Here is a 20,317-nt window from a genome sequence, read left to right on the forward strand (position 1 = left end):
ACGGCGGGTTATGGCCGGGGGACGCTCTCCCAGCGGATGGGCACGCGCGGGTCGACGACGAGTTGGGAGCGCGCGGGGTCCTTGCGCCAGATCCGTCGCTTGATCCACTCGTGGGCCTTCAGCCGGCCGTCGAGGCTGCGGCTGGGGCCGTAGGTGATGGGGGAGTGGGCGGGCAGGTGATCGTTGGCGATGCGCAGTCCGGCGGTGATGACGGCGGTCTTCAGGTGGCCGGTGCCGGTGTCGGAGGAGCAGCGCACCCTCACCTCGGGACGGCCCTCGCCGTGCTCGACGCGGATCAGAAGCGCGGCGAGTTCATGGATCTCCGGGTCGCCGGTGCCGCGTTCGGCCTCGGCTCGGATCATCCAGGCGGTGTGGTAGGCGAGGAAGCGGCTCCGGATCGCTTCGGGGGTGACGGGCATGTCGATGCCGCGCATATGAGCCCTCCTCGGGGCGGTGTTGCGGGAGGCAGGACCGGGCTCGCGGCGCGGGATGCCGGTGGCCGGTCCCGCGCGGGCGGTGATCAGTAGGTGACGGGCTCGAAGTGCTCGACGTCGTCCTCGATGCCGGCACCGGCGGGTTGCGCGGTCTCCTCGGAGGCGCGCTGCACGGCGTCGCGATGCCGGTCCACGTCGTAGGCGCACGCCCAGTCACCGGTTCCGGACTCCAGCGCCTCACGGAACAGCCGGTCGATGGCGTTCTGGTCGCCGTCTGGGACCTGGTGGGACTCGATGATGGTGAGCGTGGTCTCGTCGTCCCACCGGCCGATGAGCAGGACAGCCATGTCAGGCGACTCCTTTCCGGGCAGTGCGGGGAGTGGGCGGCAGTGGTCAGGAGGCCAGGACGAGACGCATGTGCTCGCCGAAGGCGGGCTTCTCGAAGCGGGTCAGGCCGTCCAGAGCGGCCGCAATGTCCTCATAGGCGTCGCGGTCACGAAAGCCGTCGGCGATCTCCTTGCACCGGCCGCCGTACATCGCGCGGACCTCGGCACCCCGCCAACCGGGACCGCCGAAGTAGTCGAAGACCACCGCGTCCGGCATCGGCGTGCCGAGCTGCTCGAAATGCGCAGCGACCGCACGGCGCAGCGCCCGCCACTTCCGGTCAGGCACGGCGTACAGGCTGGGCGTGATGTCACCCACCGGCCGGCCCTTGGGGCCCCAGCCGCAGCCCTCGCAGTACCGCCGGCCCCGGGGATTGTGGGCGCGGCAGCCGGTGTTGCCGCAGCACCACAGGTACCCGGCCCTACAGGCGAGGTCGTAGATCACCTGGGCTGAGCGCTCGTCGGCCTGCTCGACGAGCCGGCCTATGACGCGTTGGACATCGCTCTCGGACATGGACATCCCTTTCGAGAAGATGGCGCGCGTGGGTGAGCACGGGCAGCGCCAGGAAGCTGTGATGGGAGAAGGGCTGCGGGGCCTCCGGCCCGTTGACCGGGCGGCCCGCCCTCGATGACAACTACAATACATCCCGAAACTAGAATGTGCAACGCTCTGGCTATCCGGGAACTGCCGCCGCGACAGCGACCGGTCCTGAGCCCTGGACACGGGCGCGGCCGTGCGCGCCAGGCGCGCGATCTTGGCCGTCTACCGGACGTACGACGGGTGCGCTACGTTTCCGGTGGCGCAGGACGTGCACGCGCCCAGACCGCTGGACCCGGCTCCCACGCAGCGTCGTCCGGCCTTGGTCGAAGGCTCGTCGGAAGAAGGTGTTCCGACACCGGGCGAACGCGCTCGGCGAGGGCCCGCGTGGTTCTGCCCTGCCCGGTCACCGACCCAGCGGCGGATCGCGTGGGGACCGCCGATCGGAGTCATCGTGACAAAGCGCGGCAGCAACGACCTCAAGTCCCGGGCCTCCCGGCTGGCCGAGAAAGAAGGCATCCCCTACACACAAGCGCGGGCTCGACTCCTTGCCGCACGCGACACGCCCCAGCCGACGACGACCCTCAGCGGACCGGAGGACGGCGGCGACCTGCACGCCTTCTGCGTCGTACGCACCGATGCCCCACGGGCCGGTGAGCGCGTCGACCCCTACGAACTCAACGCCGGCAACCCCGACCTGAAGGCCGCCTGCACACAGCGCTGCGGATGGGTCAACCCGCACGCCGGCCCCCGCCATCCGGGCGGCCCCGACCGGTGGGGCATCGAGCCCGCCGTGACGATCCACTGGCGCTGGTACCACATCCTCGCCTGGACCCGGCATGCCTGCGAGGCCGAGGGCGAGCCGCCCTTGCTCGCCGACCTCGACGACCTGAGCGTGAACGACCTGGCGGTGCACCTGATCAGCGCCCTGCGCCTGGAGCTGGACCACGCCCAGGACGATCCCGCCACCAGGGCCGCCCTGTACGAGGCGGTCGAGCAGGGGATGGCCGCCGAGCGCCGCCGCGCCATCGCCGCGACCGCCCACAGGCCGTCCGGCTCGGCGGAGCCGGTGCCCGCCGAAGCTCCGGCCCGGTTCGACGGTGTGCCCGAAGAACTCCGGGCGGGACTGCGCCTGTTCCTGGACCGCACGCATGGGCGTGCGGTCTACCAGGACTGGGACCGGCTGGCGGTCGAGTTCGCCGCCAGGGACCTGCGGCGCCTGGTGCTCGGAGTCAGTACCGCCGGACGGACCCGGTAGCGGGCCGTACCCTCGGATGCCCGCGCCGGGACAGCAGCCAGCTCCTGACCGGAACATCGGCGCTGCCTGCCCGGCTGCGGGCGGGGCCGGGGCGGCGTCAGTCCGCGTATCCCATCTCGCGCAGATGCCGCCACATTCTGGCACCGGCGGCATCCGATGCGGCCCTGATGTCGGCGAGGGACTCAGCGTATTTCTCCTCCCACGTCCGGTAGCGGTCCTGAAGCTGTCCTCGGCGCGTGCGCAGCCGCTGCTCGACCTCGTCCCGGAGCCGGGCGTGCAGGATCTCGCGGACGAGCTGACGCTCACCGCCGCGCGCGCCCAGCGCGGCCCGCGCCCGGTCCAGACGGGACCCGCCCGGCAATACGTCCGCCGGCGGGCAGACCTCCGCCTCCAGCTGCTCCACGTGCAGACGGGCCGTCCGTACCGCCGTCTTGACGTCCCCGCGGCCCAAGCCGGTCACTGCCGTCAGGGCGTCGTCGGCCGCACGCAGCTCAGCGGCGAATCCCGGCAACAGGCCAGTCACCACGGGCTGCTGGTACACGGCGCGCCGCTCGGCGGCGGACGGACGGCGGACCTTGCCGGTCCGGGCATCCGTCTCCGGCTCCAGCCGGCTGTGGACATCCTGCAGCCACGCGTCGACCACCCCCGCCCACCCGTGGTGCGCCAGGCAGGAGATGTCGTGGCGCGAGGCGTCCCACCAGGCGTCGAAGGCGCCGGCTACCGCGTCGCGGTCCAGCGGCCCGACTGGGCCGAGGCGCTCCAGCAGCAAGGCGCGCATCTCCTCGCGGACGACGCCGACATGTCCGGCTGCGGCCCGGCCGCCGACGAGCCCGTCGAGGGTGCCTGCAGACTGCTGCCACCAGGCGGCAAGGGCGTCGCGGAAGGCGGACTCGCGGGGCGTGGCCAGGAGGTCGAGCCGGCCGGCGTCGGGCCGCTCGCCTGGCGGGAGGAAGTCGACGTAGTCCGAGTCCACCGGCTCCCGCTCGGCGAACAGATCCGTCACCGCCAGTCCGTACGCATCCAGCAGACCCTGGTGGGCGGCGATCTCGGCGCGTGGCATCCCGCCGAACAGGTGCGCGCGGACGTCCTGCGGCTCCGGTGCCGGTGTGTTGTCGACGTACCGCCTGATGTTGAGGTTGTCTCCGTTGTCCGCCAGTTCCCGGCGGCCCACGGCCCGGGCGAAGCCGGGAACGTCGACGGCCGCGTGGAAGGCGGCGGCCACCTTCGCGACGTGCTCGGCCAGCATCACGTTGCGGGTGCGCTCGGCTCGGAACTCCCGGTCGGCGTTGATGAACAGCACCTTGCCGCGCAGCTCGGGACGTTTCGTGCCCGGAGAGCGCAGGACCAGGATGCAGGTGGGGACCCCGGTGTTCGTGAACAGGCCGGCCGGCAGGCCGATGACCGCCTCGATCACGTCGGCGTCCAGGAGAGCGCCGCGGATCTCCGCTTCGGCACGGTCGCGGAACAGCGCCCCGTGGGGCAGCACGGTGAAGACGCTGCCGCCGCGGTCGCGGACGGCGTGCAGCATGTGCTGCACGAACATCCAGTCAGCCCGCCCCTTCTCGGGAGCCATCCCGTACGGCATGCGTTCGCCGGCATCGGCGAGGGAGGACCGGGAGTAGTCCATGGAGAACGGCGGGTTGCTCAGCACCAGTTCGAAGCTGCTGCCGTGCTGAGGGTCGGCCAGGGTGTCCCCGGTGCGGAGGTCGAAGTTCCGCACGCCGTGCATCATCAGGTTCAGTGCCGCCATCGCGGTGGCCCGGGCATTGGCGTCCTGGCCGGCGAGCGTGAGCTTGCCGGCATCACCGGTGTGCTCGGCCACGTGCTGGGCGACCTGGATGAGCATCCCTGCGGAGCCCACGCACGGGTCGTAGACGCGGGCGTCGGCGGCCGGCCGGGCCAGCTCCGTCATCAGCCGGACCACCGACGCCGGGGTGTAGAACTCACCGCCGGTCGCCGCCGAGGCGAACCTGCCCAGGAGAGTCTCATAGGCGGCGCCGAGCACATCCGGGTACGCCAGAGCTGCCCTGTGCAAGGGGGCGGACGAGAGGCGGTCGATGAGGGCCCGCAGCAGCCGGTCGGCCTGACCGGGCTGACGAGCGCCGAGCCGTGTGAAGTCCAAGTACGCGAACGCGTCGGCCAGCGGGGGATGAGCAGCCGCCATGGCCTGAAGCGCGGGAGACAGGCGGCTCTCCACGATGTGCTCGGTGGCGGCCGCGACCCGCTCCCAGCGGGCCAGCGGCGGGATGTACAAGCTCCCGGCCCGGGCGTGGGCCTCGGGGGAGTCGGCGATGACCGCCGCCTGTTCGGAGCTGCTGCCCTGTGCCGCCGCAGCGGCTGACAGCCGCTTCCGGGCGGCACCGAACTCGTCGCTGGCGTGCTTCAGAAACACCAGCGGCAGCAGAAAGTCCTGGTACTCGTGCGGGCTCAGCGAGCCGCGCAGCACCTCGGCGGCGGCCAACAGGTGCCGCTCCAGCTGGGCAAGGGACAAAGGCACAGCGCATTCCTCAAACAACGGGGATCAGTCGTGCCCGGCCAGGACGACCGGGCACGGAGCGAGCGCCAGGGCAGGACGGCGGCCCGTCGGCGGCCGTGCGCGGATGAGCATGTGCTTGTCCGCACGCACGGCCGGAGCAGGCGCGAGCAGCGTCAGCGCCCAGGACGCGTGGGAGATGAAGCGAGGGGCCTGCCCTTCCGGAACTCGGCGAAATCATAATACACAGAGGATGTAGAACATGAAACGCTCGTGGTTGCGCCGAGCACCCACCCGTCCGGCGCCCGCCGGCCCCAACTCCCGCTGACTGGCCGCTGATCGTCGCGACCACCGCAATGGGTCCCGGCGGCTCCGGCGAGCAACTGCGGGACCCGGCAGGGCGCGCGGCTATCCGCTACGATGCCGACCGGCAGGACGCGCACCGCCGACCGCCGCCGCTGCATCCCCGCCCGCGCCGGGACAGCTCAGACGGCCAAGGTCCCCACCCGGGCCCGCGACACCCGCTCGCACAGCTGCGGGCAGGCGCGGGGTGCCCGGGGAGAAGACGTCATGCCACGCAACCAGTCCCGCGCCGCCCAGCGCGCCCGCGCCGTGCAGAAGGCCATGGGCCGCACGGGCAAGTACACCAAGCTGCTGCGCAGTCAGCGCGGCGTTCGCAAGGAGCCGGTCCACGTCGAGCCCGCCCGCCGGCTCGCCGCCCACCTGCGCGCCGACCTCGGCGCCGATGGGGAGAAGGCCGCCCTCCTGGTGGACGAGGCGGTGGCCTGGGCGCTGAAAGACCGCGAACTGAAGCACGCCCTGCTGCGGGCGCCCGACGGCCTTGCCGCCCGTACGCGACTGCGTGCCGCCCTGGACCGGCACGCCGCTGACGAGGTCAGGGTGCACGACGCGCCGCTCGTCCAGATCGTGTACACGGTGCTGGAGATGGCCGCCGATCAGGAGGCAGGCGCGGAGTTGCTGCGCGCGGCCGCAGACGTCCTGGACAGGCTCGTCGGCGCCAGCCACATCTGCAATCCCGCGATCTACGGCGTGCGAGCCGGCGGATGGCTCACCGCGCCGAGGATGTGGGAGCGGATCTACACCACGACCGCCCCGGCCGCGGTCGTCGCCGCGGCGGCCCTGCGCACGATGAGAGACGCTGCCCGAATCCCCGACGAGGACGAAGCCACCGACGCCGACTGCATGTTCACCCTGCAGGAGGCCGCTCGCTTCGCGCGTACTGCCGCCGAGCTCGCCGCCCGCCCGGCTGCCTGACACGCGAGGACGGGACCTACTGCCTCGCGCCGCACCGGCGCAGGCAGTATCCCGCCTTCGTCCCCTTGCCTGCCGACGGCTGCACGGCGCCGACGTTCCGAGCAGTTGTTGTCCGTCCCGAGACCCGGGGGGGAGGAGGAGAGCAAGATGTTCCTGCCGGGAGCGGGCGGCGTGGGAGCTGGGGACAATGGCGCGCATGTCACTCTCTCTGGCGAGCACCACGGCCGCGGTCGCCCGGCTGCTGGATGCCTGCGAGCCGCTGGAACCCCTGCGGCTGTGCCTGAGTTCGCAAGATGTCCAGGCAGAGGTCTGCGGCACGGAGCCGGCAGCCTCGGCGAGCCTGGCGCAGCTCGCGGAGGCGACAGGTGCCGACCTGTACACCTCGCCGTACGGAGGGACCTCGTCGTTGACCGCCGACCTCGGCGCATCCCTGGTCCTCGTCGCCGCCGTCGCTCCCCCCGTCGACGGCGGCGGCACAGCCGGCCGTGAGACCTCGACCCGGGCCACGGCGGACCTGCTGCGGTCCTTGACGCCCTGGGCGCACGGGCTGAATCACGAGCTGTTGCCCGAGGCGGAGCTGTGGGTGGAGGACCACGGCGGCGCCTTCACGGTGCGCCTGCTGACGACGGTGGGATCGAGCAGCGCACTCGAGTCCGTCGCCGCGGCCGCAGGCGACGGACTCGACCGGCTCAGGACCTGGCGTACGGACAGCGGGGTCGACGGCGTGGGACACCTTCCATGTGGCCGCCCCGTGCAGCTCGGCGTTGTGTTCCTCTCCTAGGAGCGGCCCTTCTCCCGACAGAGCCGAGGTTTACCCCGGGATCGGAACGACCACGTGGCCGAAGCCCATGGCCTGGGGCCGGGTGTGATAGCCGAAAGCGTTCAGGATGCTGCCCAGCGCGAGGTGCATCGTGGCGCGCGTGGTCTCGTAGCGCCGGACGACGTCCTCCGTCTCCCGGTCGGCGTCCTTCATGTCCGTGGCCGCCTCGTCCAGCCGGTCGTGTGTGCTCCAGGCGACGTGCACCTGATGCTGATCGATGTAGACGAGCACGCCGCCGTCCTCCTCGTCGTGCCGATCGGCCGGTACCGGCGCGGAACCCGCACTCTCCAGATCGAACCGCACCTGGGCCGCGAGCTCTCCCAGCTCCGCGTCGGTGGGCACAAGCATCTGCTCCAGCTCCTTCGGTCAGGGCGGCTCCTGCCCAGGGCGGTCATCATTCCGCGTGGGCACCCGAGTGAGCCATCCCGCTTGCGGGGCAGGGCGCAGCACAGGACCGGCGGGCCATTCACCATGCTGGAAGCCAGCAGCGGTTGGGCGCCGCCGTCGGCGCCCTCGCCCCTGCAGGGCCTCAGCCAGTGCCGGTCTGGCCGACCGTTCGGAGGTTCTCGGCCTCGGTCTCTGCGCAGTAGCGGCCGATGAGGATCCACAACGGCACGGACAGCCCCGGCAGTTGGTCGGCCAGGAGCCGGGCAGCGTCATGGACCGCGTGCTGGGCCCGGGCGATGTCCATCGTGTCGCTGCCGCGCCTTGCCCGCTCCAGCGACCTCCCGGCGGACAGGATGCGCTCGTGGGCTTCGCGGCTGATCGACTCGATCCTCATAGGGCTGCCTGGTGTGAACAGCGATGGAGAGCGCGGGGAGGGGTCGAAGACGGCCGCACGGGTGCGGCTGTAGCGTGAGGCCCGCAGTTCCACCATGTACACAACGGCGGCGTGCCAGCAGGCGGGGTCCGGCTCGCCGGTGCGTGCCGCGAAGGTGGTGATGGCCCGGTCGGCGCTGGCCTCGGCTCTGTCCAGGGCGCCGGTGCCCGCGCCGTGCCGGAAGTCCTCCAGTTCCTTGGCGGACTCGATCACGTGGACGTGCGCGGACCGGGCGTAGTCCTCAAGGCCCCGGCGCATGAGGATGTCGCCGTCCTCCACCAGGATCCGCGATCCTGGCGCGGCCGGATCGCCTGGCTCTGCCGGAAGGTCGGGGCGGGGCGGGAAGGGCATGGTCGTCTGGCTCCTTGCGGTCGTAGCGGGGGAGACGGCGGCGCCGCGCGCCGTCCGGGCCGGGTCGGCCTTTAGCTGGGCAGGGGGTAGGTCTCGATGTCCTCGACGGGTGGCTCGTCCGCAGCTGGGTCGTGCTGCCAGAAGCGGAAGCGGTAGTGCTGCGGCGAGTCTGCGGGGTGCTCGGGGACCGTCGTGATCGTGGCGGTGCAGTTCAGGAACCGGCGTCCTTCGGCGTAGGCGTAGCCGTGATGGCACTCGTCGTGGACGCTGAAGACCTGGGGGTGGATCGAGCCGGGCGGCAGGATCCGGAAGGACAGACGGTGCCGCCGGCGGGCCCTGCTGTATCCGGCTTCACGCGACCAGTGATCGCTGAACCAGGCCAGCGTGTGCACCTCGATGCGGTTGGGAGTGATCAAAAGGAAGACCGGCTCACCGGCACCGTCGCGGTCGACGCTCCCGAGCAGCGAAGGGGACTCGGCGGCCGGATCCAGGTGGATGCTGCCCGGGGCACCGGCGGAACGCGAGGGCATGGGCCGGCCTTCCGGGGAGGCGGGGGAGTGGTCAGTCACAGCCGCATTCACAGCCCTGGTCAGCGGTCAGGAGGAGCGCGGGCACGTAGTGCGTGTCGTCCGCGCCACCGCGGAGATCGGCGGGCAGGTCGTCGAAGCCGATCCCGCACGCCCACAGTGTGGCGATGACGTCGTCCAGTTCCTTCACACGCGCGAGGGCCCCCTCGGGCCAGCGTTCCCGCAGACGGGCGGGCAACTGCGGAAGGGGCGCGGTGTCCAGCCCGAACTCGCGCACCGTGCAGCCGCGGGCCCCGACCAGACGCGCGGAGACGAACGCACCGTGCTTCTCGGCCAGGACCAGGGCAAGCGCCGCCGGATAGAGGGCCTGCAGCGCCTCGACCAGGTCCTTGGCCACGAGAGCGGCCGCATCGCGTTGCTGCCGGTGGAGATCGTTCAGGCGCGACCAGGCCGTGCGGCCGGCCTTCTGCGCCTGGTCGCGGTCCTGTTCGAGGGCTTCGGCGATCCGCACGGCAGCGCGGCGGGCCTCGGGCTCCTCCGGGATGTGTCCGTCGTCGTCGGCGGCGTGCGCCATGAACCGTGCGATCTCGCCGCGAGTGCGAGAGCCGAGCGGCGCATCGTCCCGAACACGCTCGGCCGCTGCGTTGATGAAGTCGGACTTGGACAAGGAGACCCCTCCCAGGGGACGGTCGGACAACCAGAGCCAGCACATTACATTGTGAAACTCGAATGCGGAACAGTCATATTACATCGTGAAACACGATCAAGAATTGACAGCCTCCCATCGGATACGTTAGATTCGCGTTAGATTCGGTGACTGGAGGTAGACGATGCTCGACTCCGTGGAGGCGGTGCTCGCACGGATCCCCATGGACGGGCCCGTGCCGCCACTGCCGCCCCCGGCGGAGCGCGCCCGGCTTCGTGAGGCGTTCGGGTGGACCAAAACCCAGCTCGGCACGGCGCTGGAGGTGTCACGCGAGACTGTGTGGACCTGGGAGAAGGAACCGCCCCGCGCGCCCCGTGGCGCCAAGGGCCAGCTGTACGCACGGATCCTGGCCTACTTCTCCGCCGAACTTGCCCGCGCGGCAGATACCGTCCCGGCCCCGCCCGCGCCCGTACCGGTAGCCGCTGCCGCGAGTCCTGCGCCGGCCGACGCGGGCGAGGAGCAGCCCCTCCAGCTCGGCTTCGACATCGAGGACCCGCCCGACCTGAACTGGGATCCGCTCCCCGTGCCGGCGGCCGCCCCCGAGTCCGCCGCCGCGTTCGACGCCCCCGGCTCCTGGACCGAACTGCCCGAGGGCATCACCCGCCCCTGCCTCCGGTGCGGGGGGCCCACCACCTTCCTCGTCGACGGCCAGCCCCGCCACGTCTACCTGGAAGTCCACTCCCGCATGGGCATGCCGCGATGCGGCAGCCACCTGGCCGCCGCCCTGGCGCCCGCAGCTGCGGACGAACGACTTTCCGACTCTGCCCCCGCTCTCGCTGAACCGCTCTCCGCGCCGGCCGCGTCCGGCCAGACGATCGCCCCTCCGCCGCCTCCGGCCGCCGAACCGGTGGCTGGTGAACCGGAGCCGGTGGCGGCAGCCGCGCCCGCCCGCCCGGCAACCCCCTCCCGCCGCCCCGCCGCCGCACCGTCGTCCTCCCGGCGCAGAGCCGCGCGGAAGCCGGCCGAGAAGCCGGCGGCACCCGAGCACGCCGACGGCCCGCTCGCCGTCCTCGACATCACCGACGGCGCGCTGACCGCGCACCTCGTCGACGGCCGCACCGTGCCGTGCCCCGCCAGAACCCTCCAGGCCCTGGCCGCCTGGTCCCTGGACAAGAAGAAGATCCGCCTCGGCGCGGCCAAGCTCCACGACAACGGCTTCGACCAGGACCCGCTCATCGTCCTCACCACCGCGGCAGTGGAGCACTTCGGCCTGCCGGTCCATCTGGAGGACCAGGAAGACCTCCGCCTGCCCGCCGACCACAAGGTCGTCAAGAACCTCACGCGCGCCGGCTGGGAGCTGACCAAGTCCGGCTTCGGCCCCTGGCCACGGATCTTCAAACGCCTCGACGGCAAGCGCCACTGCGTCCAGCTCGCCCTTCTGCCCTGGCGCGCCCTGGAGACCCGGGCCTGGGGGACGGCCGGAGACCTCCCCGCGCCCGAACTCGCCCGGCTCCTGGGCACCTTCGCCCGCATGGTGATCACCCCCCGCGGCACCGTCGCCGTCACCGCCGAAGAGCTCATGACCGCGCTGCGCCCGCCCACCAAGGCCGTCTGGAGCGAGGAGGAGAACAAGTACGTGTCGGCCAAGGTGCCCGACACCCTGCACACCGTCGTCGACCCGGCGCCGTGCGAGGCCCCCGAAGAGCACCCCCTCGTGGCGGCCGACTACCCCGAGGAAGGGTCCCGGCCCGCCAGCGAGGCCCTCGACGAGGAAGCCTGCATCTGGATCCGGCCCATCGACCTGGTCACCGACGACGAGCGGGCCCGCACCCACGTCGTCGCCCTCGACGTGTCGGTCGCCTTCCTCGCGGCCTGCCGCCGCCTCCACGTCGGCACCGGACCGGCCATCCACCGGCCCCACAACCCCGACTTCGACCCCGACCTGCCCGGCTCCTGGTACCTGGACCTCTCCCACATCGAGCTCGACCCCCGCCTGCCCAACCCCTTCACCTCCAGCGGCCAGCGCCCCGAAGGCCCCGCCTGGTACGCCACCCCCACCGTCGCCTACGCGGTCGAACTCGGCGCCGAGGTCCGCCCGATCGAAGCCTGGGTCCGTACCACCCACAGCCCCTACCTCCAGCTCTGGTACGAGAGACTGCGCGCCGCCTACCTGCACGCGATGAACGATCTCGGCGTCACCGCCGACCTCGACGACGAGGCGTTCATCGCCGCCATGGCCACCTACAAGGGCGGCGACCCGGCCCTGGTCACCCTGGTCAACGCGATCAAGGCCACCGCGAAGTCGGGCATCGGCAAGCTCCGCCAGCGCCCCAACCTCGGCGTCGGCCACGTCTTCGGCGACCCGTGGCCTGCGCTCAAGCGCGTGACCTGGCGGCCCGACATCCGCGCTGCCGTCCTGTCGAAGGCGCGCACCAACATGCACCGCAAGATGCGCAACCTCGCCGACATCGCCGACCGCTGGCCGCTCGCCGTCAACAACGACTGCGTCGTCTACGCGACCGACGGCCTGTCCCCGCTGCCCGTCCTGCTCGGCCCCGACGGCCAGCCGATCCGCGGTGGCTTCCGCCTCGGCGTCAACCCCGGCTCCGTCAAGCCCCAGGGCTCCCAGACCATGACCTGGGCGCTGGACCTGCTCGCCGCCGAGGTGAACATCGCCAACGAGATCAAGGACGCCTCGCTCGTCCGCGTGGCCTGAGACCCGAAAGAGACTGACTGATCGTGGGACTGATCGAAGACCGCCTGGAGGAGGCCGCCGAGACGGCCTACTCCCAGCCGATCCCCAAGACCCTCGGTGCGCGGATCCGCTTCCTGCTCAAGCAGGAAAAGGGCGTCAGCCGCGCCGAAGCGGCCCGCGCGGTCGCCGAGAAGATCGGCAAGAGCCAGCGCACCGTCGAGCGCTATCGCGACGACCAGATCAAGACGACCAAGCCGGAGACCGCCGCCGTCATCGAGGCGGAGGTGAAGAAGCTCTGGCAGCCGATCGTCAAGGCGAAGAAGCTCCAGGCCGCCATCACCACCGCCGGCATCAAGGTCGACGTCCGCGGAAAGTTCGGCTTCACCTCCCCGCGCGGCACCACCAACGACCCCCGCTACCGGCGCCTGTCCCGCCGCCTGGACGCGGACACCGCGCGCGCCCTCTACGAGGCCAAGCAGGCCGGCGCCAGCGAAGACGAACTCGCCCAGATCGTCGCCGACGGGCTGCGCGACGACTACTTCACCGACGGCGGCACCCGTGCCCAGACCCTCCAGCAGGTCGAGCTGACCACGATCGACCACATCCGCTTCCAGTTGGGCTGACCCATGGCCCACCACCGGGCTGAAAGGCCGACCACCACGTGTCCGTGACCACCACCGCCCCGCCCCCGAAAGTGCGGCTGTTCAAGCACCAGTCCCAGGCCGTCCACGCCGCCCTCACCGCGCTGCGCCACACCGCCCGGACTTCCATCGTGATGGCCTGCGGCACCGGCAAGACCTACGTCGCCGCGCGCACCGCGGCCCGCGTCGCCCCCCAGGGCACCCGCCTGGTGCTGCTGCCCACCCTGGAACTCCTCGCCCAGACCATCGACGACTGGCGCACCGCCGGCATGACCGGCCCCGTCCTCGCCCTGTGCTCCAAGCGCCCCAACACCACCAGCGAATCCGTCGCATTCACCACTAACCCGTACGCACTGACCGCCGCGGTCCACCAGAACCCCGGCCTCACCGTCTTCGCCACCTACCACTCCCTGCCCCGGGTCCGGCAAGCCCACCGTGACTACGCCCTGCCGCCGTGGTCGCTGATCGCCGTCGACGAAGCCCACCGCACCAGCGGCCACCTCGGCAAACGCTGGGCAGCCGTCCACGACGACGAGCTGGTGCCCGCGCACAAGCGCCTCTACCTCACCGCCACACCAAGGATCTGGTCCGCCGGTGAACCCGCCGACGACGAGGACGCCTCCCTCGTCGCCTCCATGGACGATCCCGCCCTCTACGGGGAGACCTGCTACCGCCTCCCGCTCGCCGAGGCCATCGACATGGACCTGCTCGCCGACTACCGCGTCGTCGTGATGGAGGTGAACGAGGCCACCATCCGCACCCGCCTCGGCATCTCCGACCGGGCCACCGAGGCCGAGCTGCGCCAGGCCGCCCTCCAGATCGCGGTCCTGCGCGCCATGGCCGAACTCGACCTGCGCCGCGTCGTCTCCTTCCACCACCGCATCGCCGACGCCCACGACTTCGCCGCATCCCTCCCCGAAGCCGCGAGACGTCTCTACGCCCTCGACGAGACAGGGACCGGCTGCCCCGACCCGGGCGAACTGTGGGCGGCCGCCCTCGACGGCACCCAGGACCCCACCTGGCGCCGATACCTCCTGGACTGCTTCGACGGCCGCCCTGGCCAGGACCTGGCGCCCGCCCACCGCACCGTGATCGCCAACGCACGCCTCCTCGGCGAAGGCGTCAACATCCCCTCGATCGACACCGTGGTCTTCGCCGACCCCAAGGAATCGATCGTCGACACCGTCCAGGCCGTCGGCCGCGCCCTGCGGCAAAAGCCCGGCCAGGGCAAGAAGGCCACCTTGATCGTCCCCGTGTACGTCGCACCCGGCGAGGACGCCGACGATCTCCTGGGATCCAACCTGTACAAGCCGCTCTGGCGTGTCCTGCAGGCCCTTCGCGCCCACGACGACCGCATTGCCGACCGGCTCGCCGTCCCTCAGCAGCCCTCCAACCCGGAACCCGAGGACGAAGACGAGGAAGGTGTCCCCCTCGACGTCGTCTTCGACCGGCCCTTCCCCCCGGACACCATCGCCCAGGCCTTCAAGCTGCGCGTCCTCCACCCCCGCGAAGCGTCCTTCCGTCGCGGACTGGAAGCCGCCACCGCCTACTACGACCACCAGGGCCACCTCGACGTCCCCCAGCTGTACGACGACGAGAACGGCTTCGCCCTCGGCCGCTGGATCAACCGCATGCGCAAGGCATACGCGGCCGGCACCCTCAAGCGCTCCCAGATCAGGGCCCTCGAGAACATCGGCATGATCTGGAACCTCCACGCCCAGGCTGCCGAACGGGGTCTGCTCCACGCCCGCAACTGGGCCAGCACCCACGGCCACCTCGCCGTCGCCACCAGCGAGATGATCGGGGACTTCGCGTTCGGCCGGTGGCTCACCAACCGCCGACGCGCCGCCCGGGAACGCGCCGACAAGGGACTGGAGCCCGATCCCACCGACATCGCGCTCGCCGAACTCGACCCGTACTGGAACCCCCTCTGGTCGATCACCTGGCAGCGCCTCTACTACACCGCCCGCACCTACGCCGAAGCCAGCATCACCCTCGACGACCTGCCCGCCGACTTCCTCACCGACGACGACGAGCCCCTCGGCGAGTGGGTGCGCACCCAGAGCACCGAGTTCGCCGAACTCCACCCCGAACAGATCCAACTCGTCCGCGAGCTCGGCATCACCCTCATCGAACCGCCCGCCGACGAGCCGCCGCCGCTCACCGGCCGCGCCGCCCGCCAGCAGCGCCAGCTCGAGAAGGGCCTCGCGGCCGTCGAAGCCTTCCGCGCCCGCGAAGGCCACCTCCGCATCCGCCAGCGCGACACCGTCGTCCTCGACGGCGCAGAGTTCAAGGTCGGCCAGTGGGTCAACAACCTCCGCAAGCGCTGGGACTCCCTGCCCGACCAGCATCTCCAGGCCGTCACCGCAGCAGGACTGACCCGGCACGCGCACCAAGACGCGCCTGCTCCCACGCCAGGAGCCGGGGATCCCGAGAGCTGACGGACCCAACCCGCTCCCACCGGCTGGGACCGCCTGAACGGTGTGGCGCCCTGAACCCGCCACGGTGACCAGCCACACTCACGCCATGACCTCTCCGGCACCACGGGTGCTCCCAGCTGCTCACATCGCCCTGAACGTTCTCCTCGTTGCCCGGCCCGCCTGGAGACACGACATCGGGGTATCGACGTACTCGGACTGGGCCACCACCGACACCAGCTGGTTCCTCGACCGAGACGACTTGGACGAGACGGTGTACCCCGCCGTGATCAGCGTGGAAGAAGAGCGGATCACGATCACCCACACCCGCGCGCTCGGCCGACACCCGTACTTCGAGCAGGAGGCCGTGGAGACAACGGTTCCCCTCACGCCCCGCGGCATCGAGCACCTGCGGCACCTGCTGCCGGCCATCGAGACTGCCGGTCTCCCCTCGGTGCTCACAGCCGCATAGAGAAGTACGGGGGCAATGTCCGCTTCCGCAGCTCCCGTCGGCGTCGGGGTCCGCCTGCGTCCAGCGGATAGACGGGGCCCGGATGGGGGAGAGAGAAGGCGGCGTAGCCACCAGGGGAGGGAGCACAGGATGGGCACGGTGCTGTTGGCGGCGTTAGCCGCGGCCCTACTCGCCGTCGTCGTCACGGGGCTCGTACGCGCCGGGCGGCGCGAGGCGCGGGCGGAAAAGCAGCGGCTCGCCGAGGACGCGCAGCTCCAAGCCCGGCGCTCCTTGGCGGCGGTGTGGGCTATGGACGACCGCGCCTTCGAGGAGTACGTCGCCGAGCTGTGCCGCCGCGACGGCTGTACCAAGGTGGAGCGCGTGGGCGGCTCGGGCGACCTCGGCGCCGACGTGATCGGCTACCTGCCCGATGGCCGGAAGATCGTCGTGCAATGCAAGCGGTTCGCCAAGCACCGCTCGGTGGGAAGCCGCGACATCCAAACATTCAACGGCACCGCACGCGCCGAACACGGCGCCGACGTACCGGTGTTCGTGGCGTCCTGCGTCTTCACCCGTCCGGCCCGGGACTTCGCCGCGCGGCACGGACTGTGCCTCATCGACGTCGACCTGCTCGGCTTCTGGAACAGCGGCACCACCCTCAGCTCCCTGGTGGAACTCGACATCGGCCGGTCCGGCACCAACCGCAAGCTCAGCCCCGACCACGACTGACGAGGACCCCGCCGTGCAGGACACCGAGACCCGCATCCACGCCTGGCGCATCGAGGAGCGCGAGTACCGGCGCCAGCAGGAGCGCCGCGGCCGCCGCTTCGCCTACCCGCGCCTCACGCCCGCCCGCACCGCCCTGGTCGTCATCGACATGGTGCCGTTCTTCGTCGACGCCAACCCCTACGCCCGCGGCATCGCCCCGAACATCCAGCAGCTCGCCGACCGGCTGCGGGCGGCCGGCGGGACCGTCGCCTGGGTCCTGCCCGCGCGCACCGAACGCACCCCGGCCGGCGATGAGTTCCACGGCCCCGAGGCCGCCGAGATGTTCCGCAACTCCGGCGGCACCGGACCGCTCCCCGGCCGGCTGTGGCCGGGCTTCACCACCGCCCCGGACGACATCTTCGTGGAGAAGAGCGCGCCGAGCGCCTTCTTCCCCGGCCGCTGCCCGCTCCCGGACCTCCTCCAGGAACGCGGCATCGACACCGTCCTGATCACAGGCACGGTCACCCAGGTGTGCTGCGAGTCCTCGGCCCGCGACGCATTCACCCTCGGCTACCGGGTGGTGATGGTCGCCGACGCCAACGCGACCGGCCGCGACCAGGACCACAACGCCACGCTCGCCACGATCTACCGCTCCTTCGGCGACGTACGCCCCACAGCAGAGGTCCTCGGCCTGATCGATGCAACGCCAGCGCAGTGAGACCCCGCCAGCGCCCCCGGCAAGTCGGCCAGCGCCGGGCAGAGGGGGGCGGATGGGCACAACCACGACGTGGGGGAGGAAGACAGGCGTGACCGACAGGGACCTCCCGTTCCAGGGACTGATTCTCGACTTCGCGGGAGTACTCACCGACGGAGTGGACAGCGCCCACCGGACCTGGTGCCAAGCTCAGGGACTGGCGGAGTCAGCGTGGGAGACCACCCTGGAGGACCACCCCGAGGGCCGCGAGCTGTACAAGGCCCTGGAGAGCGGGCGGATGACGCAGACCGAGTGGAACCGCCGCACCGCCGCGCTCCTCGGCATCGCTGACCACCAGAACTTGATGGGCCAGGCCTGGGCCGCCGTCCGCCCTGCCATGGGGATGATCACCCTGGCCCGGGCCGCGCGGCAGGCCGGCTGCGCCCTGGCCCTGCTGTCGAACTCCTTCGGACTCGATCCGTACGACCCCTACCGGCAGCTCGGGGTGTGGGACCTGTTCGACGTCACCGTCATCTCCGAACACGAAGGCATCGCCAAACCCGACCCGGCGATCTACCGGACCGTCCTGGACCGACTCGGGCTGCCCGGCTCCGCCTGCGTGTTCGTCGACGACCGCCACGACAATCTCGCCCCGGCCGCCGAACTCGGAATCACCACTGTGCACGCCGACGGCCACGACACCACCCTCGCGCACCTGGCCCAGTTGTTGAACCTGCCGACGGCTCGTCACTGATCCATCGCCCCACCGCCGTGGATGCAGCCGACGGACGCCGACACGCTCCTCGAATGAAGCCGTCAGAATTCCGCGGACTGTCGGCTCCGTGCACTTTCGAACGCCAGGACCTCCCCGCGGATCCTGCGCAGCTGCGAGGCAGCCATGTGCCCGCCGCACAATCTCGCGTTGATGCCTTCCTTGCGCATGTCCCGCAGAACACCGAAGGCTTCCAACTGCTGGATGGTCCTGTCGCATGCGGCGTCGGAGGCGCAAGGAGCTGTCGAGGTGGTGCCCAGGTAGGCGTTCAGCTCGGCTCGCTCGTCGGGACCCAGTGGGATGCGGTTTCCCGCTACGGCTGCCGCAAGCCAGGACGGTTCGGGGCCGAGGTGGCGCAGATCCAGGCCCAGCTCCTTCAGCCCGGTCCGGATCCGCTTGCCGCGCCTCGCCACCAGGGCGTCGGCCACGGCGACCTCCGGCTCCGCCTGAACTGATGCGGTCGGCGCCGCGTGGGCGATGGACGAAGAGGGCGAGGCGAACCGGCGACGGAGCTTTCTGAGCATTGCTCCGATAATGCCACTTCGTTCGAGTCGGCCACTGCCGAGCCCGCGGTACGACGTCGTCGGCACGGCACTGTCAGAGGGCAGTGGCAGGATGTCCAGACGTGCCCTTGGCCAGGTCGCATGGTCAGGGGGATCCACAGATTGGGAGAGTACGACCATGAACCGCAGTGAGCTGGTGGCCGCGCTGGCCGACCGCGCCGAGGTGACGCGCAAGGACGCCGACGCCGTGCTGGCCGCGCTCGCCGAGACCGTCGGCGACGTCGTCGCCAAGGGCGACGAGAAGGTCACCATCCCCGGCTTCCTGACCTTCGAGCGCACACACCGTGCCGCTCGCACCGCCCGCAACCCCCAGACCGGCGAGCCGATCAACATCCCGGCCGGTCACAGCGTGAAGGTCTCGGCCGGCTCCAAGCTGAAGGACGCCGCCAAGGGCAAGTGAGCCCAACGCTGTCCGACACGGGCAGCGGGCGGAAGATCTGGATTCCGGGCCGTGCTCCGGGGTAGAACGGATCCCGGGCCGCCGCCGTCAGGCAGCGGCCTCCCAGATACCTCAGCCGAGCACCCTCGGCGACAGCGAAGGACGCAGCATGGCCAGCGGCACCGTGAAGTGGTTCAACTCCGAGAAGGGCTACGGCTTCATCTCCCAGGACGATGGTGGCCCCGATGTCTTCGCCCACTTCTCCGCCATCGCCGGCAACGGCTACCGGGAGCTGACCGAGGGCGAGAAGGTCACCTTCGACATCACTCAGGGCCAGAAGGGCCCCCAGGCCGAGAACATCGTCCGCAGCTGACACCCCGGGCACGCGTGCACCCTCCGTCGGCGACTCTGTGTAGAGTGGCACCACCGACGCGGGGTGGAGCAGCTCGGTAGCTCGCTGGGCTCATAACCCAGAGGTCGCAGGTTCAAATCCTGTCCCCGCTACGAAACGAAGGGACCCGGCACACAGCCGGGTCCCTTCGCTCTTCCCTGTCCCGATCGGCGGCACGGGCGAGGGTTGCGGCTTCGGGTATTGACCCCGCTTTACAGAGGCTCCTCCACCTGAGTGTCCGGCGGCTTCACTCCACAGCCTGCCTGCGGAAGGTCGGGGGTGACTCTAAAGGTAAGTCACTGGCCCGAATGAGAATTCACAATTGAGGCATTGACGCCGGTGGATATTCTGGCATTCTGTGAGGTATTAGCCATCACGTTTCACAAGACACTTCGGTGCATCTGTGCAGGTCAGGGCTTCGGGTAAGTCTTTAGGATAGTCTCATGTCAGTCTCGCAAGGAGGCTGCAACGTAGGCTCGCGAAAGTCTTGTCCTCAGTGGTTTGACTCGCCTCTGTGTGGGTTGCTTCATAATTGCTCATTGAGTGCCAGGACTGTCGCGATGGCCCAGCACCCTGCGCGGCAGTCAGCCGGCCAGAGCGCCCTTGCGGAGGATGGCAAGCATCTGTGGAACCTCATCGTCGGTGGCCTTGAAAATGGTGGCCATGAACCCGATAGCGGCCAGGCACAGCTGGCCTCGGGCCTCACCCCGCGCGGTCAAAGACCAGGTGCGGAGCGTTTCCACCAGCAAGATGGACAACTGCGTCTCGCGATCTTCCTCGATGCGCTTCTTCGCCGCTTCGATCTGCTCGGCGGTGAGCCCCTCGTGGATCCCCAGACGCTGTTGCGTCCCGAGCTGGCCCACGTGCTCGGCCAGATCGAGCACGACGTCCAGGATGGGCTTTTCCCCCTCGTCGCGGCTGGCCAGGACCGCGGTGGCGTCGTGCTTGCTGTCCCAAACCGCCTCAAGATAGGCCACTGCCGCGAGCATGTCGTCCTGTGTCATGACCTGGAGCATACGGGCGCGGAGAACGGGCCAGGTCTGGTTCCGGCCTCGAGCGCCAGGCGCCCGTGTGCCCCTGC

General features: G+C 70.7%; 22 protein-coding genes and 1 tRNA gene. 13 read left to right on the plus strand and 10 right to left on the minus strand.

What is annotated here, in order from left to right; genetic code table 11:
- Nucleotides 1-8: 8 nt before the first annotated feature.
- The 3 genes from ACFV3R_RS10835 to ACFV3R_RS10845 form a co-directional block, all read right to left on the minus strand.
- Nucleotides 9-434, minus strand: coding sequence for a hypothetical protein (locus tag ACFV3R_RS10835; RefSeq protein WP_385578958.1), 426 nt, complete (start codon nt 432-434; stop codon nt 9-11).
- An 86-nt stretch (nt 435-520) separates the two neighbouring features.
- Entirely contained in the window at nt 521-781 is a 261-nt protein-coding gene (locus ACFV3R_RS10840; RefSeq protein WP_385578962.1) for a hypothetical protein, read from the minus strand.
- 46 nt (nt 782-827) lie between these two features.
- On the minus strand, nt 828-1,331 hold the full coding sequence (locus tag ACFV3R_RS10845) for a hypothetical protein (protein WP_385578965.1): 504 nt from the start codon (nt 1,329-1,331) through the stop codon (nt 828-830).
- A 478-nt stretch (nt 1,332-1,809) separates the two neighbouring features.
- On the opposite strand from ACFV3R_RS10845, the gene ACFV3R_RS10850 reads away from it, so the two are divergent.
- Nucleotides 1,810-2,613: a hypothetical protein gene (locus tag ACFV3R_RS10850; protein ID WP_385578968.1), complete on the plus strand. Its 804-nt coding sequence runs from the start codon at nt 1,810-1,812 to the stop codon at nt 2,611-2,613.
- 97 nt (nt 2,614-2,710) lie between these two features.
- On the opposite strand, the gene ACFV3R_RS10855 is transcribed toward ACFV3R_RS10850, so the two are convergent.
- Nucleotides 2,711-5,110, minus strand: coding sequence for an N-6 DNA methylase (locus ACFV3R_RS10855; protein WP_385578971.1), 2,400 nt, complete (start codon nt 5,108-5,110; stop codon nt 2,711-2,713).
- Between the two features lie 546 nt (nt 5,111-5,656).
- Here ACFV3R_RS10855 and ACFV3R_RS10860 point away from each other — a divergent pair.
- Nucleotides 5,657-6,361, plus strand: coding sequence for a hypothetical protein (locus ACFV3R_RS10860; protein WP_385578974.1), 705 nt, complete (start codon nt 5,657-5,659; stop codon nt 6,359-6,361).
- Between the two features lie 196 nt (nt 6,362-6,557).
- Nucleotides 6,558-7,142: a hypothetical protein gene (locus tag ACFV3R_RS10865; protein ID WP_385578977.1), complete on the plus strand. Its 585-nt coding sequence runs from the start codon at nt 6,558-6,560 to the stop codon at nt 7,140-7,142.
- Nucleotides 7,143-7,172: 30 nt separating this feature from the next.
- Here the strand turns inward: ACFV3R_RS10865 and ACFV3R_RS10870 are convergent, their stop codons facing one another.
- From ACFV3R_RS10870 to ACFV3R_RS10885, 4 genes are all read right to left on the minus strand, one after another.
- Nucleotides 7,173-7,529 carry a hypothetical protein gene (locus tag ACFV3R_RS10870; protein ID WP_385578980.1) on the minus strand — a complete coding sequence of 119 codons (357 nt, stop codon included), beginning with the start codon at nt 7,527-7,529 and terminating at the stop codon, nt 7,173-7,175.
- Between the two features lie 181 nt (nt 7,530-7,710).
- A complete protein-coding gene (locus tag ACFV3R_RS10875; protein WP_385578983.1) occupies nt 7,711-8,352 on the minus strand; it encodes a hypothetical protein in 642 nt (213 codons plus the stop codon).
- Nucleotides 8,353-8,423: 71 nt separating this feature from the next.
- Complete coding sequence (locus ACFV3R_RS10880; protein WP_385578986.1) at nt 8,424-8,882, minus strand: hypothetical protein; 459 nt, start codon at nt 8,880-8,882, stop codon at nt 8,424-8,426.
- A 31-nt stretch (nt 8,883-8,913) separates the two neighbouring features.
- Entirely contained in the window at nt 8,914-9,546 is a 633-nt protein-coding gene (locus tag ACFV3R_RS10885; RefSeq protein WP_385578989.1) for a hypothetical protein, read from the minus strand.
- A 163-nt stretch (nt 9,547-9,709) separates the two neighbouring features.
- Here ACFV3R_RS10885 and tap point away from each other — a divergent pair, with 163 nt between their 5' ends.
- From tap to ACFV3R_RS10920, 7 genes are all read left to right on the plus strand, one after another.
- Entirely contained in the window at nt 9,710-12,241 is a 2,532-nt protein-coding gene (gene tap / locus ACFV3R_RS10890) for a telomere-associated protein Tap (RefSeq protein ID WP_385578991.1), read from the plus strand.
- 23 nt (nt 12,242-12,264) lie between these two features.
- Nucleotides 12,265-12,843 (plus strand): telomere-protecting terminal protein Tpg, encoded by a 579-nt coding sequence (gene tpg, locus ACFV3R_RS10895; protein ID WP_385578994.1) that lies wholly within the window; start codon nt 12,265-12,267, stop codon nt 12,841-12,843.
- A gap of 44 nt (nt 12,844-12,887) precedes the next feature.
- A complete protein-coding gene (locus tag ACFV3R_RS10900; protein ID WP_385578997.1) occupies nt 12,888-15,302 on the plus strand; it encodes a Helicase associated domain protein in 2,415 nt (804 codons plus the stop codon).
- A gap of 85 nt (nt 15,303-15,387) precedes the next feature.
- Nucleotides 15,388-15,750 carry a hypothetical protein gene (locus tag ACFV3R_RS10905; protein ID WP_385579000.1) on the plus strand — a complete coding sequence of 121 codons (363 nt, stop codon included), beginning with the start codon at nt 15,388-15,390 and terminating at the stop codon, nt 15,748-15,750.
- 129 nt (nt 15,751-15,879) lie between these two features.
- On the plus strand, nt 15,880-16,458 hold the full coding sequence (locus ACFV3R_RS10910) for a restriction endonuclease (RefSeq protein ID WP_385579003.1): 579 nt from the start codon (nt 15,880-15,882) through the stop codon (nt 16,456-16,458).
- A 13-nt stretch (nt 16,459-16,471) separates the two neighbouring features.
- Nucleotides 16,472-17,155, plus strand: coding sequence for an isochorismatase family protein (locus ACFV3R_RS10915; protein WP_385579006.1), 684 nt, complete (start codon nt 16,472-16,474; stop codon nt 17,153-17,155).
- A 52-nt stretch (nt 17,156-17,207) separates the two neighbouring features.
- On the plus strand, nt 17,208-17,885 hold the full coding sequence (locus ACFV3R_RS10920) for an HAD family hydrolase (RefSeq protein ID WP_385579009.1): 678 nt from the start codon (nt 17,208-17,210) through the stop codon (nt 17,883-17,885).
- A 62-nt stretch (nt 17,886-17,947) separates the two neighbouring features.
- Here ACFV3R_RS10920 and ACFV3R_RS10925 read toward each other — a convergent pair whose 3' ends face one another.
- Nucleotides 17,948-18,427 (minus strand): hypothetical protein, encoded by a 480-nt coding sequence (locus ACFV3R_RS10925; RefSeq protein WP_385579012.1) that lies wholly within the window; start codon nt 18,425-18,427, stop codon nt 17,948-17,950.
- Between the two features lie 157 nt (nt 18,428-18,584).
- Between ACFV3R_RS10925 and ACFV3R_RS10930 the strand changes: the two genes are divergently transcribed.
- The 3 genes from ACFV3R_RS10930 to ACFV3R_RS10940 all read left to right on the plus strand — a co-directional run bounded on the left by ACFV3R_RS10930 (nt 18,585) and on the right by ACFV3R_RS10940 (nt 19,349).
- Nucleotides 18,585-18,866 (plus strand): HU family DNA-binding protein, encoded by a 282-nt coding sequence (locus ACFV3R_RS10930; protein WP_385579015.1) that lies wholly within the window; start codon nt 18,585-18,587, stop codon nt 18,864-18,866.
- 148 nt (nt 18,867-19,014) lie between these two features.
- Nucleotides 19,015-19,218 carry a cold-shock protein gene (locus tag ACFV3R_RS10935; RefSeq protein WP_385579019.1) on the plus strand — a complete coding sequence of 68 codons (204 nt, stop codon included), beginning with the start codon at nt 19,015-19,017 and terminating at the stop codon, nt 19,216-19,218.
- Between the two features lie 57 nt (nt 19,219-19,275).
- Nucleotides 19,276-19,349 (plus strand) — tRNA-Met (locus ACFV3R_RS10940).
- Between the two features lie 471 nt (nt 19,350-19,820).
- On the opposite strand, the gene ACFV3R_RS10945 is transcribed toward ACFV3R_RS10940, so the two are convergent.
- Nucleotides 19,821-20,240, minus strand: a complete 420-nt coding sequence (locus ACFV3R_RS10945) for a hypothetical protein (RefSeq protein WP_385579022.1) — start codon at nt 20,238-20,240, stop codon at nt 19,821-19,823.
- Nucleotides 20,241-20,317 lie beyond the last annotated feature (77 nt).

This window comes from Streptomyces sp. NPDC059740, assembly GCF_042733155.1.
Lineage (GTDB): Bacteria > Actinomycetota > Actinomycetes > Streptomycetales > Streptomycetaceae > Streptomyces.

Bases quoted from the DNA above. Each gene is read 5' to 3' on its own strand.
- ACFV3R_RS10835 (WP_385578958.1), bottom strand. From the start codon at position 434: ATGCGCGGCATCGACATGCCCGTCACCCCCGAAGCGATCCGGAGCCGC.
- ACFV3R_RS10840 (WP_385578962.1), bottom strand. From the start codon at position 781: ATGGCTGTCCTGCTCATCGGCCGGTGGGACGACGAGACCACGCTCACC.
- ACFV3R_RS10845 (WP_385578965.1), bottom strand. From the start codon at position 1,331: ATGTCCGAGAGCGATGTCCAACGCGTCATAGGCCGGCTCGTCGAGCAG.
- ACFV3R_RS10860 (WP_385578974.1), top strand. From the start codon at position 5,657: ATGCCACGCAACCAGTCCCGCGCCGCCCAGCGCGCCCGCGCCGTGCAG.
- ACFV3R_RS10865 (WP_385578977.1), top strand. From the start codon at position 6,558: ATGTCACTCTCTCTGGCGAGCACCACGGCCGCGGTCGCCCGGCTGCTG.
- ACFV3R_RS10870 (WP_385578980.1), bottom strand. From the start codon at position 7,529: ATGCTTGTGCCCACCGACGCGGAGCTGGGAGAGCTCGCGGCCCAGGTG.
- ACFV3R_RS10875 (WP_385578983.1), bottom strand. From the start codon at position 8,352: ATGCCCTTCCCGCCCCGCCCCGACCTTCCGGCAGAGCCAGGCGATCCG.
- ACFV3R_RS10880 (WP_385578986.1), bottom strand. From the start codon at position 8,882: ATGCCCTCGCGTTCCGCCGGTGCCCCGGGCAGCATCCACCTGGATCCG.
- tap (WP_385578991.1), top strand. From the start codon at position 9,710: ATGCTCGACTCCGTGGAGGCGGTGCTCGCACGGATCCCCATGGACGGG.
- ACFV3R_RS10905 (WP_385579000.1), top strand. From the start codon at position 15,388: ATGACCTCTCCGGCACCACGGGTGCTCCCAGCTGCTCACATCGCCCTG.
- ACFV3R_RS10910 (WP_385579003.1), top strand. From the start codon at position 15,880: ATGGGCACGGTGCTGTTGGCGGCGTTAGCCGCGGCCCTACTCGCCGTC.
- ACFV3R_RS10920 (WP_385579009.1), top strand. From the start codon at position 17,208: ATGGGCACAACCACGACGTGGGGGAGGAAGACAGGCGTGACCGACAGG.
- ACFV3R_RS10925 (WP_385579012.1), bottom strand. From the start codon at position 18,427: ATGCTCAGAAAGCTCCGTCGCCGGTTCGCCTCGCCCTCTTCGTCCATC.
- ACFV3R_RS10930 (WP_385579015.1), top strand. From the start codon at position 18,585: ATGAACCGCAGTGAGCTGGTGGCCGCGCTGGCCGACCGCGCCGAGGTG.
- ACFV3R_RS10935 (WP_385579019.1), top strand. From the start codon at position 19,015: ATGGCCAGCGGCACCGTGAAGTGGTTCAACTCCGAGAAGGGCTACGGC.
- ACFV3R_RS10945 (WP_385579022.1), bottom strand. From the start codon at position 20,240: ATGACACAGGACGACATGCTCGCGGCAGTGGCCTATCTTGAGGCGGTT.